This is a genomic window from Pseudomonas sp. PONIH3 (assembly GCF_002934345.1).
GTDB classification, from domain to species: Bacteria; Pseudomonadota; Gammaproteobacteria; order Pseudomonadales; family Pseudomonadaceae; genus Aquipseudomonas; species Aquipseudomonas soli.
The window spans coordinates 580,337-597,219 of record NZ_CP026386.1; the positions used below are offsets into that span (position 1 = coordinate 580,337).

Sequence of the window (16,883 nt, forward strand, 5' to 3'; positions counted from 1 at the left end):
CTCCTGATGGCAGCCCGCATCACCGACGACGAATGGGACGAACTGACTCCCGAGAATTTCGATACCACGGCACTGCTGCGTGCAGTCGATGCCGTGGACGTGCTGCGCGGCGATTTGAATGACAGCGCAGACGGCGCACCTCCGCAACTGCGCACCGACCTGTTGAAGCTGCATCAACTGGCAATGGCCGCGTTCAACGAGGGATCACGCAGCCGAGTGGCTGAGCTATTTGATCTCGCCGTGGATCTTCAGGATCAGGTTGATCATCTGATGACCTCGCTGGAACAAGTGCAAGAAACCCTGTCCCGGTGACGGCGCTCTACCCAGAAAGCCTGTCCTGAATGTTCTTGGAGACAACCACATCATGAGCCGCAGCCGCCGCAAAACGCCCATCGTTGGGCACACGACCTGCCGTAGCGAGCGCGAGGACAAGAAACTCTGGCATCAGCGCTGGCGAACCCACGAGCGCACCGCGCTGGCCAGCGCGTCGCCGGAAGCTCTATGCGCCCATCTGCCTCTACTGGAAAACCAGGTCAGCAACGTCTGGTCGATGGGTAAGGATGGCCGCTCCTACTGGCCCATCAAGCGCCAGGCCGCCACGGCGGATCGCATTGCCAACCACAAGGGACGCAATCCGCAAGAGCGCGCCTCCCTGAAAAAGCGTCTGCTGCGCAAGTGGATGAGCAAATGAACCTGTCCACCATCGAGGCGCTGGCTATCGCTTGGGCGCGAATCGCTGAAGAAGCAGAACTCCCAGCCGGCTACGAGGGCACGGCGACGCCAGAGGCGCATCGGGCCTGCGAGGTGATCCAGGAGCGGATTCGAGAGCACGTCGTCGCCACCAATGACATGCGGCTGTTCGGCCTGCTGCACCTGCTTGGGCAGGCGTCGCTGCGCATGGAGCAAGCGCTGTGGCCGGAAGAATATGCGCGGATGACCCGCGAGGTCGAGGAAGCTCTCCGAGAGGCCGACGACCCCAACGCCAAGTCGTACACCCACGAAGAAGTCATGCAGGCGATGCAGGAACGCATCGACCGAGCGCGAGACAAAGCCATGTTGATCGGCTGACGGAAATTTCGGCGGTTCCGGCTGATCCAAGAATCTTGGCGTGACCTTACCTCCGCTCTACCGCTGGGTGCCAGCCTCGGCGCACGCCTAACCACCCAACTCAGAAAGGAAAATAAGTTGGTAAAACGCATTCCCGTATCCGAGCTTCGTCTCGGCATGTACATCCACAAGCTCGCCTGCTCTTGGGTTCGACACCCATTCTGGCGCGGCAGCTTCCTGCTGACCGAGCCTCAGGATCTCTCTGCCATTCGAGAATGTGGCGTCGGGGAGGTCTGGGTCGACTTGGCCAAAAGCCAAGTCGACCCAGAGAGCCCAGAGAGCCCAGAGCCCAGAGCCCAGAGCCCAGAGCCCAGAGCCCAGAGCCCAGAGCCCAGAGCCCAGAGCCCAGAGCCCAGAGCCCAGAGCCCAGAGAATTGTCGGAGGAGCAATCTCTGCCGTCTAGTCCACTAAGCAAGAAAAGTGACGGCGCAACCTCAATGGAGAGCGAAATGTGTTATGCACGGAAACTCTGTCTTGCGGCCAAGTCCCAAGTCATGGACATGTTCCAGGAAGCCCGGCTTGGCAAGGCCGTCGACCCAAGCACGACGTTGCCGCTGGTCGGAGAAATCGCTGCCTCGGTGCTGCGCCAACCTCATGCCCTCATCAGCGTCGCACGCATCAAAACGCACGACGATTACACCTACCTGCACTCGGTTGCCGTCTGCGCCCTGATGCTATCGCTGGCCCGGCATCTCGATCTAGACGAGGAGCAAACGCGCCTGGCTGGCATCGGCGGACTGATGCACGACCTAGGCAAGGCCGCGATGCCGCTGGAAGTGCTTAACAAACCAGGCAAGCTCACCGATGCCGAGTTCGCCATCATGAAGCGCCACCCTGTGGAGGGCGCAAAGATGCTGCGCGCAGGCGGGGCCGAGCCCGGGGTGGTGGACATTGCCCTGCACCATCACGAGAAGATCGACGGAACCGGCTACCCGGATCGCTTGGCCGGTGACGCCATTTCACTCCTGGCCCGCATGGGCGCAATCTGCGACGTCTATGATGCCGTGACGTCGGAGCGAGCCTACAAAAAGCCGTGGGACCCGTCCGCGGCGATGCGGCAGATGGCCAAGTGGGAGGGCCATTTCGACAAACGCATCTTCCACGCCTTCGTCAAGGCCGTGGGCATCTACCCCGTCGGCTCCTTGGTTCGCCTGTCCTCTCAGCGTCTGGCCGTTGTCGTTGAGCCGGGAATGGAATCACTGCTGACTCCCAAGGTTCGCGTGTTCTTCTCGCTACGCTCGAGAGAGCCGATCCCGATGCAGACCATCGACCTGGCGGCCACGAGTTGCAAGGACAGTATCACTGGCCCCGAAGACCCGACGCTCTGGAACTTCAAGAACCTCGACGACTTGTGGATGGAATAGCCCCCACAAAACGACGGCCCCGTGAGGGAGCCGTTGAACATCGTCGAGCGATGCCCGTCCAGGGAGGGATGGCCGAGCTCGATTCTCCAGAAGGTAGCTGGTGACACGAGTGTTGAGCCCACCCAACTAGGGTGACGGAAATTTCTGGGGTTCCGGCTTACATCCCCAACTTGGGCTGATAGTGCAGGCGGAACTGGCCATGGTCCAGGGCCGTGCGCAGATCCTGCAGCAGCTGCAGTTGCTGGCGCGCATTGCTGTTCATCGAACCATCGAAAAAGCTGTAACCGTTCTTGCCGGCGCTCTTGGCGTGGTACATGGCGGCGTCGGCGTTGCGCAGCAGTTCGTGCTGGTCCAGGCCGTTGCCGGGATACATCACGATGCCCAGGCTCGCCGACAACTGCAGGTCATGCTCGGCCACACGGAACGGCTTGGACATCAGGTTGACTTGCTTGGCCGCGACATTCATGGCGTCATCGGGCTCGTCCAACTCCACCAGCAGCACGAATTCGTCACCGCCGATGCGCGCCAGGGTGTCCTGGCTATGCAGGTGGCCGCGCAACCGCGCCGCCACCGCCTTGAGCAGCAAGTCGCCGACATGGTGGCCGAAGGCGTCGTTGACCGGTTTGAAGCCGTCCAGGTCGATGAACATCAGCGCGAAACAGCCCCCCTGCTCTGCAACGCGGCCGATGGCCTGGTCGATCCGGTCGGCCAGCAGCGTGCGGTTGGGCAGCCCGGTCAGGGTGTCGTGCAAGGCCAACTGGGTCAGTTCCTGGTTGGCCAGGGTCAGCGAGCGTGCCAGTTCTGCCGTACGCGCTTCCAGCCGGGCATCGAGCACCGAAGTCAGCAAGGCCACCGCCAGCACTGCCAAGGTAGTGATCAGCACCAGGTAATCCAGGCCGTCCCCCGCCAATCCCGTGGTCAATGCCCCGCAGAAACTGCCCGCAGGGAAGTTGGCCGCCGCCATGCCGGTGTAGTGCATGCCGACGATGGCGATCCCCATCACCACCGCCGCCACGCCACGGATCTGCCGTACATAGGGCGTGTGCTGGCGCAGGCGGAAGGCTATCCAAAGCGCCGCCGCCGAAGCCCCCACCGCGATGGCCAGGGAGGCGCCGAACAACGTCGGATCGTAGTCGATGCCCGGTTGCATGCGCAGAGCGGCCATGCCCATGTAGTGCATGCAGGCGATGCCGGTGCCCATGATCAAGGCACCGAAGGCCAGTTGTAGCCAAGGTAGCTTTGGCTGGCTCACCAGCCACAGGGCGAAACCCGACGAAGCCACCGCGATCAGCAGCGACAGGCCGGTCAGCGCAGTGTCGTAACCCAGCTCGATGGGCAGGCTGAACGCCAGCATGCCGATGAAGTGCATCGACCAGATGCCGATGCCCATGGCCAATGCCCCGCCGCCCATCCACAGGTACACCGCCCGGCCCTTGGCCGTGGCGATGCGCCCGGTCAGGTCCAGGGCCGTGTAGGAGGCAAGGATGGCCACGCACAGCGAGATCAACACCAGCGAGGAGGAGTAGCTACCGATCAGCATTCGCACTTCCAGGAACGAACCCGGCAGGCCGGGGAAAAGCCGATGATTGTACTCAAGCTTTGCTGAAACGCACGGGCTTTTCGCGCTTCTCGATGGATCCAAAATCCGCTCGCAAGCCCTGCAGTGAAGGGGTTAGAGCCTTTGCGCGAGTAACTGGAGGCATAATGCCACTTGTCGTTTGCTTCTGCTCATGGCATCGACCGCGGGCAAACCCATCGATCTGGCATCCCTGACCACGAGAAACACCAAGCCAAGCGAAGCGACTCCGGCTAAGCTCAACACACCACCACGCCGTTCCCGGAGCCTGCAATGGCCACCCTGCCCCGGCATGCAGTGCGCCTCGCCCTGCTCGCCATCACCTTGTTCGTCTCGACCGGTTGTTCGAACAAGCACGCCAGCACCCGCTACGCCGCCCAAGGCTCCAACTGCTATGCCAAGGCGCTGCCCAGCAGCGGCGAAGGCGGCCTGGCATTCGGTCCGACACTGGCCATGGCGAGCAGGAAGTCGCTGGACAGTTGCATGCGCTACGCCGGCAGGTCCGGGGGCACGCCGCGGACCTGCCAGGTCGTCGTGGCCAAGTGCAAGAGCTGAGCTAGCGTGACAGCGCCGCGTCAGCCCGATTCACTTTCCGGCCTGTTGACGCTGCCAGCGCTCCAGGTTTTCGGCCACCAGTTGTTCGGGCAAGGGCCCTGCCACCAGCTCCCGCATCTTGCGCGCCAGCTGTTCGCGCAGTGCCGGCTGGTTGCAACCCGACTTGTGCGATAGCGCCAGGTACAGCCCTTCGCTGGACACCGGCGGCTCAAGTACCTCCAGCTCCTTTTCCTTGCCCAACGTGCGCGCCAGGGCCATGCCGGGATACTGCTCGAAGATCACGTAGTCGCTGCGCCTGAACAGCAACTTCTGGAAGGCCTGGGTGGCGCTGGGCACTGCTTCGAGGTGGAGCTGCGCCCGGGCGTAGTCGTCGAACGCCTGGCCATGGCTATTGTTGACCAGCGTTCCGCCGCGTCGCCCCTTGAGGTCGGACCAGTCGCTGTAGGCGAAGCCCTCGCCCTTGCGCACCCAGACCACGCTGGAATTGAACAGAAATGGCGGGCTGATGAAGTCGGTCAACAGTTCGCGCGCCTGGGTACGAAAGTAGCCGGCGAGCATGTCGATGCGCCCGCTGCTCACTTCCTCCTGCGCCCTGGACCACGGCCCGACATACACCACATCCACCACCAGGCCGAGGTCCTTGGCCACCTCCTTCAGCAGGTCGGCATTGGCCCCGATAAGTTGCTCGGGGTTATGCGGGTCGCGCCAGAGATAAGGTGGGTACTCCGGGTTGCCGGTGGCGGTGAGGTGCTTGCAGCTGTCTGTGGCCAGGCCGTGCAGTGGAATAACTGCCAGCAGGCACGACAACCACACAGACAAGCCCAGACAACGTCCGCTCATGGCGTTCCTCGTGCAATGGATTGTGCCACCGACGAGGTGGCTTTACCCAGTTTGCACGAGAAATGGCCAAACGCCACGCGCCATCTGGCTATCTGAGATGCGGTACAGCGTCACGGGCCAAGTCGCCAACAGCAGGTCACTGCTCGGCCAACTGCGTGCGAGCATCCCAGCCACCGCCAAGCGCCGCGATCAACTGCACGCTCGCCACCAGCCGCCCCTGCAACAGGGTCAACACGCTGCGTTCGCTGCTCAGCGCCGTGGTCTGCACGTTCACCACGTCCAGGTAACCGATCAACCCGGCCTTGTACTGGTTCTCGGTCAAGCGCAACGACTCCCGCGCCGCCTCGAGCGCTTCCTGCCGGACAACGGCTTCGTCCCCATACACCTTGAGCTGCACCAGGTAGTTCTCGACCTCCTTGAACCCATCCAGCACGGCCTGCCGGTACTGCGCCACGGTCTGGTCGTACACCGCCACGCTGCGGTCCACCTCGGCGCTACGCTTGCCGGCATCGAACAACGTCAACGCCAACTGCGGGCCGACGGACCAGTAACGGTTGGGAAGCTCGATCCAGTTGTTGAAACTGCTGCTGGAGTACCCGCCATTCATGCTCAGGGACAGGTCGGGGAAGTACGCCGCCCGGGAGACGCCGATGTTGGCGTTGGCCGCCATGACCTTGCGTTCGGCTGAAGCGATGTCGGGCCTGCGCTCGAGCAACTGCGAAGGGAGCGACACCGGCACCTGCGGCAATGCCGGAATGTCGCCGCTCGCGGCCAGGGCGAAGTCGGCCGGGGCCTTGCCCATCAGCACGGCAATGGCGTTTTCGTACTGCGCGCGTTGCCAGGCCAGGTCGATCAGGTCGGCCTGGGTGCTCTTGAGCTGGGTACGTGCCTGGGCTACGGCATCCGGCCCGGCAACCCCGGCGCGATACTGGTTCTCGTTCATCTTCAACGACCGTTCATAGGCCGCTACCGTGGCCTCGAGCAAGCGTTTCTGCGCGTCGATGACCCGCAGTTGCAGGTAGTTCTGCACCAGCTCCGACTGCTGGCTCAGGCGAATGGCCGCCATATCGGCGAAGCTGGCCTCGGCACTGGCCTCGTTGGCGTTCATGGCTTCACGCAGCTTGCCCCACAGGTCGATTTCCCAGCTCACGCCGAGTTGCGCGTTGTAGGTATCGCGGATGCCACTGCTGTTGTTCGACAGGCTCGAGCTGGAGCTCCCGGTGCCCTGGGCCGAACGGTTCTTCCCAACGGTGAGGTTCAATGAGGGGAACAGCGCGGCGCGGCTGCTGCGCACCAGCGCCTGGGCCTGACGATACTGCGCTTCGTACTGCGCCACCGTCTGGTTGCTGCGGTTGAGCTCTTCCACCAGGGCGTCGAGCTGCTTGTCGCCATACAGCTCCCACCATGCCCCGCGGGCGACGGCATCGGACGGGTTGGCCTGGGTCCAGCCCTCGGCCTGCTTGAACTGCGCCGGGGTGCTGATCTCCGGGCGGTGATAGTCCGGACTCAAGGTACAGGCGCTGAGCATGGCCACGCACAACCCGGCGCTGACCAGGCGCGAGCCGCGCCCTTGGGTCAGCAGCCTGAGGGCACGATGGATTCGGGTGTGGGCAAAGTTCATAGCGGGGTATCCAGGGCAGCGTCGGTGCGCACGCCGCGCCAGCGGTTGAACCGGTGGCGCAGGCGGTCGAGGTACAGGTAGACCACAGGCGTGGTGTAGAGGGTGAGGATCTGGCTGAACACCAGGCCGCCGATGATGGTCAGGCCCAACGGCTGGCGCATCTCGGCGCCCTCGGCGCGGCTGAGCAGCAGCGGCAGCGCGCCGAGGATCGCGGCCAGGGTTGTCATCAGGATCGGCCGCAGGCGCAGCAGGCAGGCACGGCGGATCGACGCCTCCGGTGACAAGCCTTCATGGCGCTCGAGTTGCAGGGCCAAGTCGATCATCAGAATGGCGTTCTTCTTCACCACGCCGATCAGCAGGAACAGACCGAGCAACGAGATCAGGCTGAATTCGCCACCGGTCAGGTACAGCGCCAGCAAGGCGCCGACCCCGGCCGAGGGCAGTGTGGAGAGGATCGTCAGCGGGTGGATGTAGCTCTCGTAGAGAATGCCCAGCACCAGATACACCAGCACCAGGGCGCCGAGGATCATGAACGGCTGGCCTTGGGCGGTCTTGGTGAACGCGTCCGCGTCGCCACCGAGCTTGGCGATCACCGATTCGGGCAGGCCAAGCCTGGCCACCGCCCGCTCCAGCGCGGCCAGGGCCTGGTCGGGGCTGTAGCCTTCGGCAACATCGAACGAGATGTCCTCGGAGGCAAACTGCCCTTCGTGGCTGACGCGGTCGTTGGCCAGGCTGTTCTCGTAGCGGGCAAAGGCGGACAGCGGCACCCGGGCGCCGTCGGCGGTGATCACCTGCACCTGCTCCAGGGTACTCGGGTCCCAGGCGTATTTCGGGTTGATCTCAAGCACCACCTGGTACTGGTTGAGGCTGTCGTAGATGGTCGAGATCTGTCGCTGGCTGTAGGCGTTGTTGAGCACCGCGGTGACCATGTCCATGTCGATGCCCAGGCGCTTGGCCTGGTCACGGTCGACCACCAGGGTCACCTGCTGGGTGCCAGCACCGTCACGGGCGTCGATGGCGGTCAGCTCGGGCAGTTTGCGCAGCTCGGCGGCGACCTTGGGGAACCATTCGCGCAAAGCGGCCAGATCGCCGCTCTGCAAGGTGTACAGGTACTGGGAGGTGGTCTGGTCGCGCCCGCCGCCACCGAGTTGCAGGTCCTGGTCGGCCATCAGGTACAGACGCCCGCCGGGTATCTTCGGCAGGTCCTTGCGCAAGCGGTCGATGACTTTCTGCGCATTCTCCTTGCGCTCGGCGATCGGTTTCAGTCGTACTAGCACGAACGCATTATTGGTACCACTGTTGCCGCCAATGAAGCCGGCGACACTCTCCACGGCCGGGTCCGCGAGCAGGGCGCGGCGGTAGATTTCCATCTTTGGTTGCATGACCGTGAACGACAGCCCGTCATCGCCGCGGATGAAACCTTGCAATTGGCCGGTGTCCTGCTGCGGCATCAGGGTCTTGGGCACCACCACGTACAGCGCGATGTTGAGTACGATGGTGGCCAGCAGGCTGAGCAGGGTCAGGCGCCTGTGGCGCAGCGCCCAGCCCAGGCTCTTGTCGTAGCCGGCGACCATGCGCTGGTGAATACGGTCGCTCCAGCGTTGCAGGCGGGTCTGCTGCTGCGGGCCATGGATCTTGAGCCAGCGCGAGCAGAGCATCGGCGTGAGGGTCAGCGACACCACCAGCGAGACGATGATTGCCGCCGCCAGGGTGATCGAGAATTCCTTGAACAGCCCGCGAACGATCCCCCCCATGAACAGGATGGAGACGAACACCGCCACCAGCGAGACGTTCATCGACAGCAGGGTGAAACCGACCTCCTGCGCGCCTTTGTAGGCCGCGCGCATCGGGCTCTCGCCCTTCTCGATGTGTCGGGAGATGTTCTCCAGCACCACGATGGCATCGTCCACCACCAGGCCGGTGGCAAGGATCAGCGCCATCAGCGACAGATTGTTCAGCGAGAACCCACACAGGTACATCACGGCGAAGGTACCCACCAGCGACACCGGTACCGCCAGGCTCGGGATCAGCGAGGCGCGGAAGTTGCCGAGGAACAGGTACACCACCAGGATCACCAGCACCACCGCGATCAGCAAGGTGTGCTCGGCCTCCTTCAAGGTGGCCTTGATCACCGGCGAGCGGTCCATGGCTACGTTGAGCTTGACGCTGGCCGGCAACAGCGACTGCAGTGCCGGCAGCTCGGCCTTGATCTGGTCGACGGTCTGGATGATGTTGGCGTTGGCCTGGCGGTTGACCACCAGCAGCACAGCGCTCTCGTCGTTGAAGAAGCCACTGTTGTAACGGTTTTCCACGCCATCACTGACCTTGGCCACATCCGACAGCCGCAGGATCGAACCATTCTGCTGGCGGATGATGATAGGCTTGTAGTCTTCGGCCTGCTCCAACTGGTCGTTGGCGCGCACTTGCCAGTTGCGCTCGCTGTCCTCGACAAAGCCCATGGGCCGGCGCTGGTTCGCGTTGGCCACCGCGGCGCGCACATCGTCCAGGGACAGGCCGTACTGGTTGAGCAGTTGCGGCTCGAGCTCGATGCGCACCGCCGGCAGCGAACTGCCGCCGATCTGTACTTCCCCTACCCCGCTGACCTGTGACAGGCTCTGGGACAGGATGGTGTCGGCCAGGTCGTAGAGCTTGCCCTTGGACAGCACCTGCGAGGTCAGCGACAGCACCATGATCGGCGCCTGGGAAGGGTTGATCTTCTTGTAGGTGGGCATGCTGCGCATGCCGCTGGGCAGCAGGTTGCGGGTAGCGTTGATCGCGGCCTGCACCTCGCGTGCCGCACCATCAATGTCGCGGCCCAGTTCAAAGCCGATGATCACCCGGGTCGAGCCCTGGTTGGAACTGCTGGTCAGGGTGGTGACGCCGGCAATGGCGCCAAGCTTGCGCTCCAGCGGCGTGGCGACGGTGGACGCCATGACCTCGGGGCTGGCTCCAGGCAGGCTGGCCTGTACCACGATCACCGGGAAATCCATCTGCGGCAACGGCGACACCGGCAGCAGGCCGAAACTCACCCCGCCCAGCAACATGATCGCCAGGCTGAGCAGCATGGTGGCCACAGGCCGGCGGATGAAAGGTGCGGAGAGGTTCATGCTTCGGCCTGCCGCGGATCGTCAAGCGGGCGCCAGCGACGAGCCAGGCGATCGAAGTACAGGTAGATGACCGGTGTGGTGAACAGGGTCAGCACCTGACTCACCAGCAGGCCGCCAACCATCACCAGGCCCAGCGGCTGACGCAGCTCGGCGCCGGAACCGGTGGCGAGCATCAGCGGCACGGCACCGAACAGCGCGGCCAGGGTGGTCATCAGGATCGGCCGGAAGCGCAGCAACGCAGCCTGATAGATCGCATCACTCGGGCTCATGCCCTGATGGCGCTCGGCTTCCAGGGCGAAGTCGATCATCATGATCGCGTTCTTCTTGACGATGCCGATCAGCAGGATGATGCCGATAATGGCGATCATGCCCAGGTCGTTGCCGCTCAGCAACAGCGCCAGCAAGGCCCCCACCGCCGCCGAAGGCAACGTCGAGAGGATGGTCACCGGGTGGATGTAGCTCTCGTAGAGCACGCCGAGCACGATGTACATGGTCACCACGGCGGCGAGGATCAGTAGCAAGGTACTCGACAGCGAGGCCTGGAACGCCTCGGCAGCGCCCTGGAAGCGGGTCTGCACGCCGATCGGCATGCCGATGTCCTGCTGCACCTGCTCGATCACCTTGACCGCCTCGCCCAGGGACGCGCCATGGGCCAGGTTGAACGACATCATCACCGCCGGGAACTGGCCGATGTGCGAGATGGCCAACTGGGCCTGGCGCTGCTCGATGCGCGCCAGGGCCGACAGGCGCACCTGGCCGCCGTCGGCGGCCTTGACGTGGACCGCCTCAAGCGCCTGCGGACCGAGGCTGGCCGCAGTCTGCGACTGCAGCACAACGCGGTACTGGCTGGCCTGGGTGTAGATGGTCGAGATCTGCCGCTGACCGAAGGCGTCGTACAGGGCGTTGGTGATCTGCGCCACGGTGATGCCGAGACGGCTGGCCATGTCGCGGTCGATCACCAGGTACACCTGCAGGCCCTTGTCCTGCAGATCGCTGGCCACGTCCTGGAGTTCCGGGCGGTCCTTCAGTGCCTGCACCAGCTTGCCGCTCCACTCGGCAAGCATGTCGGCATCCGGCGAGCTGAGGCTGAACTGGTACTGGGTGCGGCTGACCCGGTCCTCGATGCTCAGGTCCTGCACCGGCTGCATGAACAGGCGGATGCCGACCAGCTTGTCGAGCTGCGGCTGCAAGCGGCTGATCACCTCGGCTGCCGTCACGTCGCGCTCGCCATGGGGCTTGAGGTTGATCAGCAGGCGGCCGCTGTTTAGGGTGGCGTTGTCGCCATCCACGCCGATGTACGACGACAGGCTCTGCACCGCCGGGTCCTGCAGGATCACCTCGGTCAGGGCCTGCTGGCGTTGACTCATGGCGGCGAACGAAGTCGACTGCGGTGCCTCGGAAATACCCTGGATCACCCCGGTGTCCTGGGCCGGGAAGAAGCCCTTGGGCACCATCAGGTAAAGCACCACGGTCAACGCCAAGGTGGCCACGGCCACCAGCAACGTCAACGGCTGGCGCTTGAGCACCCAGGTCAGGGCACTGGCGTAGTGCTTGATCAGCCAGTCGATCCAGGCACCGCTGGCCCGGTAGAAGCGGCCTTGCTCCTCTTCCTTTGGTTCACGCTTGAGCAGGCGGGCGCACATCATCGGCGTCAGCGTCAGTGACACCACCAGGGAAATCAGGATGGCCACCGCCAGGGTGATGGCGAACTCGCGGAATAGCCGCCCGACCACGTCGGCCATGAACAGCAGCGGGATCAATACCGCGATCAGCGAGAAGGTCAGCGAGATCAGGGTGAAACCGATCTGTTTAGCGCCCTTGAGCGCGGCCTGCAGCGGTGTCTCGCCCTCTTCTATATGCCGGGAGATGTTCTCCAGCATGACGATGGCATCGTCCACCACGAAACCGGTGGCGATGGTCAGGGCCATCAGCGTGAGGTTGTTGACCGAGAAACCGGCCAGGTACATCACCCCGAAGGTGCCGATCAGCGACAGCGGCACGGCGATCGACGGGATGATCGTGGCCGACGCCCGGCGCAGGAACAGGAAGGTCACCATCACCACCAGGGCAATGGCGAACAGCAACTCGTGCTGCACGTCGCGCACGGCGGCACGGATGGTCTGGGTACGGTCGGTGAGCACGCTCACGTCCAGACCCGCCGGCAGGTTATCGGTGATCGACGGCAGCAGTTCCTTGATCCGGTCGACCACCTCGATGACGTTGGCGCCGGGTTGGCGCTGGATGTTCAGCAGGACCGCCTCGTTCTGGTTGGCCCAGGCGGCAAGGCGCTCGTTCTCGGCGCCGTCGACGATCTCGGCGACGTCCTTCAGGCGCAGCGGTGCGCCATTGTTGTACTTGAGGATGAGATTGGCGTACTCGGCCGGCGAGCGCAACTGGTCATTGGCGTCGAGCATCGACACCCGGGTCGGGCCATCGAAGTTGCCCTTGGGCTGGTTGACGTTGGAGGCACCGATCAGGGTGCGCACGTCGTCCAGGTTCAGGCCGTTGGCCGCCAGGGCGTCGACGTTGACCTTGATCCGCACCGCCTGGCGCTGGCCGCCGGCGATGCTGACCATGCCGACGCCACTGATCTGGGCGATTTTCTGCGCTACGCGGGTGTCGACCAGGTCGTTGAGCTTGGGCAGCGGCATGGTCTTGGACGAGATGGCCAAGGTCAGCACCGGCGTGTCGGCCGGGTTGACCTTGTTGTACACCGGCGGTGCCGGCAGGTCGCTGGGCAGCAGGTTGCTGGCGGCGTTGATCGCGGCCTGTACCTGCTGCTCGGCGACATCCATGTTCATGTCGAGGTTGAAACGCAGGGTCAGCACCGAAGCGCCGCCGGAGCTGGTCGAGGCCATCTGCTCGAGGCCCGGCATCTGGCCGAACTGACGCTCCAGTGGCGCGGTGACGGCGCTGGTCATCACCTGGGGGCTGGCGCCGGGGTACAGGGTCATGACGCGGATGGTCGGGTAGTCGACCTGGGGCAAGGCCGCCACCGGTAGCAGCTTGTAGGCGATCAGGCCGGCCAGGACGATGGCCAGCATGCTCAGCGTGGTGGCGACCGGCCGCAGGATGAACAGGCGCGAGAGGTTCATGCGCCCGCCTTGGAGCCTGGTTCACCAGTCTGCGCCGAGCCCTTGGCGCCCTGCCCCTGCAGATGCTGGCCCGGGGTGGTCGGCACTTGCGAGCTGTCTTCGACCACCTCGACCTTGGAGCCTTCGCGCAGGCGGTCGGTGCCTTCCAGCACCAGGCGGTCACCGGCGGCCAGGCCCTCGACGATCACACTGTTCTCACCATCGCTCGCACCGACCTTGAGGGGGCGGATGTTGATGGTGTTCTCGGCGTTGACCACGTAGGCGAAGGTGCCGTCATTGCCGAACTGGATGGCCGCGGTCGGCGCCAGTACCACCTGTTTCAGGGTGTCGGCCAACAGGCGCACATTGACGAATTGGTTGGGAAACAGGGCGTGGTCGGTGTTCTGGAAGGTGCCCTTGAACTTCAGGGTGCCGGTGGCGGTGTCGATCTGGTTGTCGAGGCTGCCCAACACGCCGGTGGACTGCAGCTTCTGATCGCCACGGTCCCATGCTTCGACCGGCAGGCTGGCACCGCTGCGGTAGCGGGCGAGCACGGTGTCGAGCTGGGTTTCCGGCAAGGTGAAGGCGACGCTGATCGGTTCGGTCTGGGTAATGACCACCAGCGCCGTGGTGTCGTTGGCGGCGACCAGGTTGCCCAGGTCCAGCTGGCGCAGGCCAAGGCGACCGCTGATCGGCGCACGGATCTGGGTGAACGCCAGGTTCAGGCGGGCATCGTTGACCTGCGCCTGGTTGGTCTTGACCAGCCCCTGGAATTGCCCGACCTGTGCCTCGGCGGTGTCCAGGGTCTGCTTGGCGATGCTGTCTTCGGCATACAGGCCTTTATAACGGGCCAGGTCGACCTGGGCATTCTTCAGTTGCGCCTGGTTTTGCGCCAGGGTGCCTTCGGCCTGCTGCAGGGCGATGCGGTAGCTGCGCGGGTCGATCTCGGCGAGCAGGTCACCGGCCTTGACCTGCTGGCCTTCCTTGAAGTGGATCTTGACCAGCTCGCCGGCCACCCGGCTGCGCACGTTGACCGTGTTGGTCGCGGTCACGGTGCCAAGGGCCTTGTAGTACAGCGGGAAGTCACCCACCCGCGCAGGCTCGACGCGCACCGGCACCGCTTCGGTGGAGGCGCCAAAACCCGGCCGGCCGCCCATGCCTTTGCCTGGGCGATGCCCGCCACCCTCTTTATGGGCGGTCGTTGCGGGCCACAGCCACCAGGCCAACAGGGCCACCAGCAGCAGGATCAGCAGGCCGAACAGCCAGCGACGAGGGGAACGGGAATTGGAGGCTTGCATGGGTTGAACGAACCTTGTTCAGAGAATGACGGTGTGGCGAGCGTGAACGATAAGCACTGGCATCGTTTTAGCAAAGGGGCTTTACCAGTGCTTTACCTTCGGCTGACGTTGGCAAAGGGGTGAACTTTAAATGAAAACGGCCTGGAACAGGGTCCAGGCCGTAACAGGGTGTAACCCGCCAGTGAGAGCGGGCTAGCATCGCAATGGCGTCGTATCAGGCTATGACGTCTGCCTTCAACGTGCAATCGCGGGTCAAGCCCGCTCCCACGCCGCCCAAACGGGCGCGTGGCGTTACTTCAAGACAGCCAGTGCCGCATCGTAGTTCGGCTCGTCGGCGATTTCGCCCACCAGCTCGCTGTGCAGCACCTTGTCGTTTTCGTCCAGCACCACCACGGCGCGAGCGGCCAGGCCGGCCAGCGGGCCATCGACGATGGCCACGCCGTAGTTTTCCAGGAACTCGCGGCCACGCAGGGTCGACAGGTTCTTCACGTTCTCCAGGCCTTCAGCGCCGCAGAAGCGCGCCTGGGCGAACGGCAGGTCGGCGGAGATGCACAGCACCACGGTGTTGGCCACGTCGTTGGCCTGAGCGTTGAACTTGCGCACCGAGGTGGCGCAGGTCGGGGTATCGACGCTTGGGAAGATGTTCAGCACCTTGCGCTTGCCGGCAAAGTCTTTCAGCGACGTATCGGCCAGGTTGCCAGCCACCAGGGAGAAGGCAGGTGCCTGGGCGCCAGCTTTCGGCAGCTCGCCTTTGACTTGAACCGGGTTGCCTTTGAGAGTCACTTGAGCCATGACGGAAATCCTTTGCGGGTTTGGAAAAAGACCTCGAGTTAAGCATGAAGACGCGCAAGTGCCTATAACCAAACATGAAATTGTTGCATTGCCAGACAATTCTTGTGGACAAAAAAATGCCCGGATCGCGACAAGCCACCCGGGCACACCGCATTCAGAAATGCATCAGGCCAGCAGGCCGTAAACCACCGAGGTCAAGGCCACCAGGCCGACCACCACCACGAACACGTTGGACAGCGCACCGCTGTACTTGCGCATCGACGGCACGCGGCGGATGGCATACATCGGCATCAGGAACAGCAGCACGGCGATGATCGGACCGCCGAGCGATTCAATCATGCCCAGGATGCTCGGGTTGAGGGTGGCGACGATCCAGCACACCACCAGCATCAGTGCGGCGACGATGCGGTCCAGGGCCTTGGCGCCCGGGCGCATGCCGGTCTTGACGATCATGCCCTTGAGGCCTTCGCTGGCACCGATGTAGTGGCCCAGGAACGACTTGGCGATGGCGATGAAGGCGATCAGTGGCGCGGCGAAAGCGATGGCCGGCTGCTCGAAGTGGTTGGCCAGGTAGGACAGGATCGACAGGTTCTGCGCCTTGGCTTCAGCCAGCTGGGCGCTGCTCAGGGTCAGCACGCAGCTGAACACGAAGAACAGCACCATCAGCACCATCAGCAGGTGGGCGCGGCGCAGGATCTGGCCGCTGCGCTCGTCGGCGTGCTCGGCGTAGCGGCGCTTCTGATCAACGGCAAAGGCCGAGATGATCGGCGAGTGGTTGAACGAGAACACCATCACCGGAATGGCCAGCCACACGGTGTGCAGGAAGGCCGAGCCGGACGGCACCTGGGTAGCGGTGTCAAGGATGCCGCCGGTCCAGTGCGGCACCAGGTAGAGGGCCAGCAAAGCCAGGGCGACGATGAACGGATACACCAGCAGGCTCATGACCTTGACCGTGGCCTGTTCGCCGCAGCGCACGATGGCCAGCAGGCCGAGGATCAGCACGAACGACAGGATTGCCCGCGGCGGCGGCGCGATATGCAGCTGGTGCTCCATGAAGCTGCTGACGGTGTTGGTCAGCGCCACGCTGTAGATCAGCAGGATCGGGAAGATGGCGAAGAAGTACAAGACGGTGATCAGCGCACCGGCGGTGATGCCGAAATGTTCCTCGACCACGTCGGTGATATCACCGCCCTTGCTGCCCGACAGCACGAAACGGGTCAGCCCGCGATGAGCGAAGTAGGTCATGGGGAAAGCCAGCAAAGCCAGGACCAGCAGCGGCCAGAAACCGCCAAGGCCGGCGTTGATGGGCAGGAACAGGGTTCCGGCGCCGATGGCCGTGCCGAACAGGCCCAGCATCCAGGTGGTGTCTTGACGCGACCAGCTGCCGAGGGTGGCGGGGGTCGATTCTGCAAAGCGTTGTTCAACGCTTGGGGCCTGCTCATTCATTCCGGGTGAAGCTCCACTCGCAAGACTGCAACAGGCTGAGAATGGCGAAATAGACGATTCGCCCAACTCAACCGGGGAAGAGGGGCGCGATTGTGCATGCAAA

The 16,883-nt window shown here is 63.9% G+C and carries 12 protein-coding genes and 2 pseudogenes; 6 read left to right on the forward strand and 8 right to left on the reverse strand.

The genetic code is table 11. The features are described from left to right. Positions 1-6: 6 nt before the first annotated feature. The 5 genes and pseudogenes from C3F42_RS02680 to C3F42_RS02700 all read left to right on the forward strand — a co-directional run bounded on the left by C3F42_RS02680 (position 7) and on the right by C3F42_RS02700 (position 2,471). Positions 7-341 (forward strand): annotated as a pseudogene (locus C3F42_RS02680) (transposase). Between the two features lie 23 nt (positions 342-364). Further along, positions 365-691, forward strand: coding sequence for a hypothetical protein (locus tag C3F42_RS02685; protein ID WP_000091614.1), 327 nt, complete (start codon positions 365-367; stop codon positions 689-691). Beyond that, positions 688-1,068, forward strand: coding sequence for a hypothetical protein (locus tag C3F42_RS02690; protein ID WP_001054412.1), 381 nt, complete (start codon positions 688-690; stop codon positions 1,066-1,068). Before C3F42_RS02685 ends, C3F42_RS02690 begins: the two co-directional genes overlap by 4 nt. Before the next feature lie 156 nt (positions 1,069-1,224). After that, complete coding sequence (locus C3F42_RS29760) at positions 1,225-1,518, forward strand: DUF3391 domain-containing protein (protein ID WP_256586325.1); 294 nt, start codon at positions 1,225-1,227, stop codon at positions 1,516-1,518. A gap of 83 nt (positions 1,519-1,601) precedes the next feature. Next, positions 1,602-2,471 carry an HD-GYP domain-containing protein gene (locus C3F42_RS02700; RefSeq protein ID WP_223198360.1) on the forward strand — a complete coding sequence of 290 codons (870 nt, stop codon included), beginning with the start codon at positions 1,602-1,604 and terminating at the stop codon, positions 2,469-2,471. Between the two features lie 169 nt (positions 2,472-2,640). Here the strand turns inward: C3F42_RS02700 and C3F42_RS02705 are convergent. Continuing rightward, positions 2,641-4,011: pseudogene (locus tag C3F42_RS02705) on the reverse strand (MHYT domain-containing protein); the annotation flags it as partial. A 309-nt stretch (positions 4,012-4,320) separates the two neighbouring features. Between C3F42_RS02705 and C3F42_RS02710 the strand changes: the two are divergent. Next, the gene (locus tag C3F42_RS02710; RefSeq protein ID WP_094012136.1) at positions 4,321-4,602 is read left to right on the forward strand and encodes a hypothetical protein; all 282 of its coding nucleotides are present in this window, start codon (positions 4,321-4,323) and stop codon (positions 4,600-4,602) included. Positions 4,603-4,632: 30 nt separating this feature from the next. On the opposite strand, the gene C3F42_RS02715 is transcribed toward C3F42_RS02710, so the two are convergent. The 7 genes from C3F42_RS02715 to C3F42_RS02745 all read right to left on the reverse strand — a co-directional run bounded on the left by C3F42_RS02715 (position 4,633) and on the right by C3F42_RS02745 (position 16,780). After that, positions 4,633-5,442: an ABC transporter substrate-binding protein gene (locus tag C3F42_RS02715; RefSeq protein ID WP_094012135.1), complete on the reverse strand. Its 810-nt coding sequence runs from the start codon at positions 5,440-5,442 to the stop codon at positions 4,633-4,635. Between the two features lie 136 nt (positions 5,443-5,578). Then, positions 5,579-7,063 (reverse strand): efflux transporter outer membrane subunit, encoded by a 1,485-nt coding sequence (locus C3F42_RS02720; RefSeq protein WP_094012134.1) that lies wholly within the window; start codon positions 7,061-7,063, stop codon positions 5,579-5,581. Beyond that, complete coding sequence (locus tag C3F42_RS02725) at positions 7,060-10,170, reverse strand: efflux RND transporter permease subunit (RefSeq protein WP_094012133.1); 3,111 nt, start codon at positions 10,168-10,170, stop codon at positions 7,060-7,062. The genes C3F42_RS02720 and C3F42_RS02725 overlap by 4 nt, the downstream gene beginning before the upstream one ends. Then, positions 10,167-13,265 carry an MdtB/MuxB family multidrug efflux RND transporter permease subunit gene (locus C3F42_RS02730; protein WP_094012132.1) on the reverse strand — a complete coding sequence of 1,033 codons (3,099 nt, stop codon included), beginning with the start codon at positions 13,263-13,265 and terminating at the stop codon, positions 10,167-10,169. Before C3F42_RS02730 ends, C3F42_RS02725 begins: the two co-directional genes overlap by 4 nt. Continuing rightward, a complete protein-coding gene (locus C3F42_RS02735) occupies positions 13,262-14,542 on the reverse strand; it encodes an MdtA/MuxA family multidrug efflux RND transporter periplasmic adaptor subunit (protein ID WP_094012131.1) in 1,281 nt (426 codons plus the stop codon). The genes C3F42_RS02730 and C3F42_RS02735 overlap by 4 nt, the downstream gene beginning before the upstream one ends. Positions 14,543-14,833: 291 nt before the next feature. Then, positions 14,834-15,334, reverse strand: coding sequence for a thiol peroxidase (tpx, locus tag C3F42_RS02740; RefSeq protein ID WP_094012130.1), 501 nt, complete (start codon positions 15,332-15,334; stop codon positions 14,834-14,836). 165 nt (positions 15,335-15,499) lie between these two features. After that, positions 15,500-16,780 (reverse strand): serine/threonine transporter, encoded by a 1,281-nt coding sequence (locus tag C3F42_RS02745; protein WP_094012129.1) that lies wholly within the window; start codon positions 16,778-16,780, stop codon positions 15,500-15,502. Between the last annotated feature and the right edge of the window lie 103 nt (positions 16,781-16,883).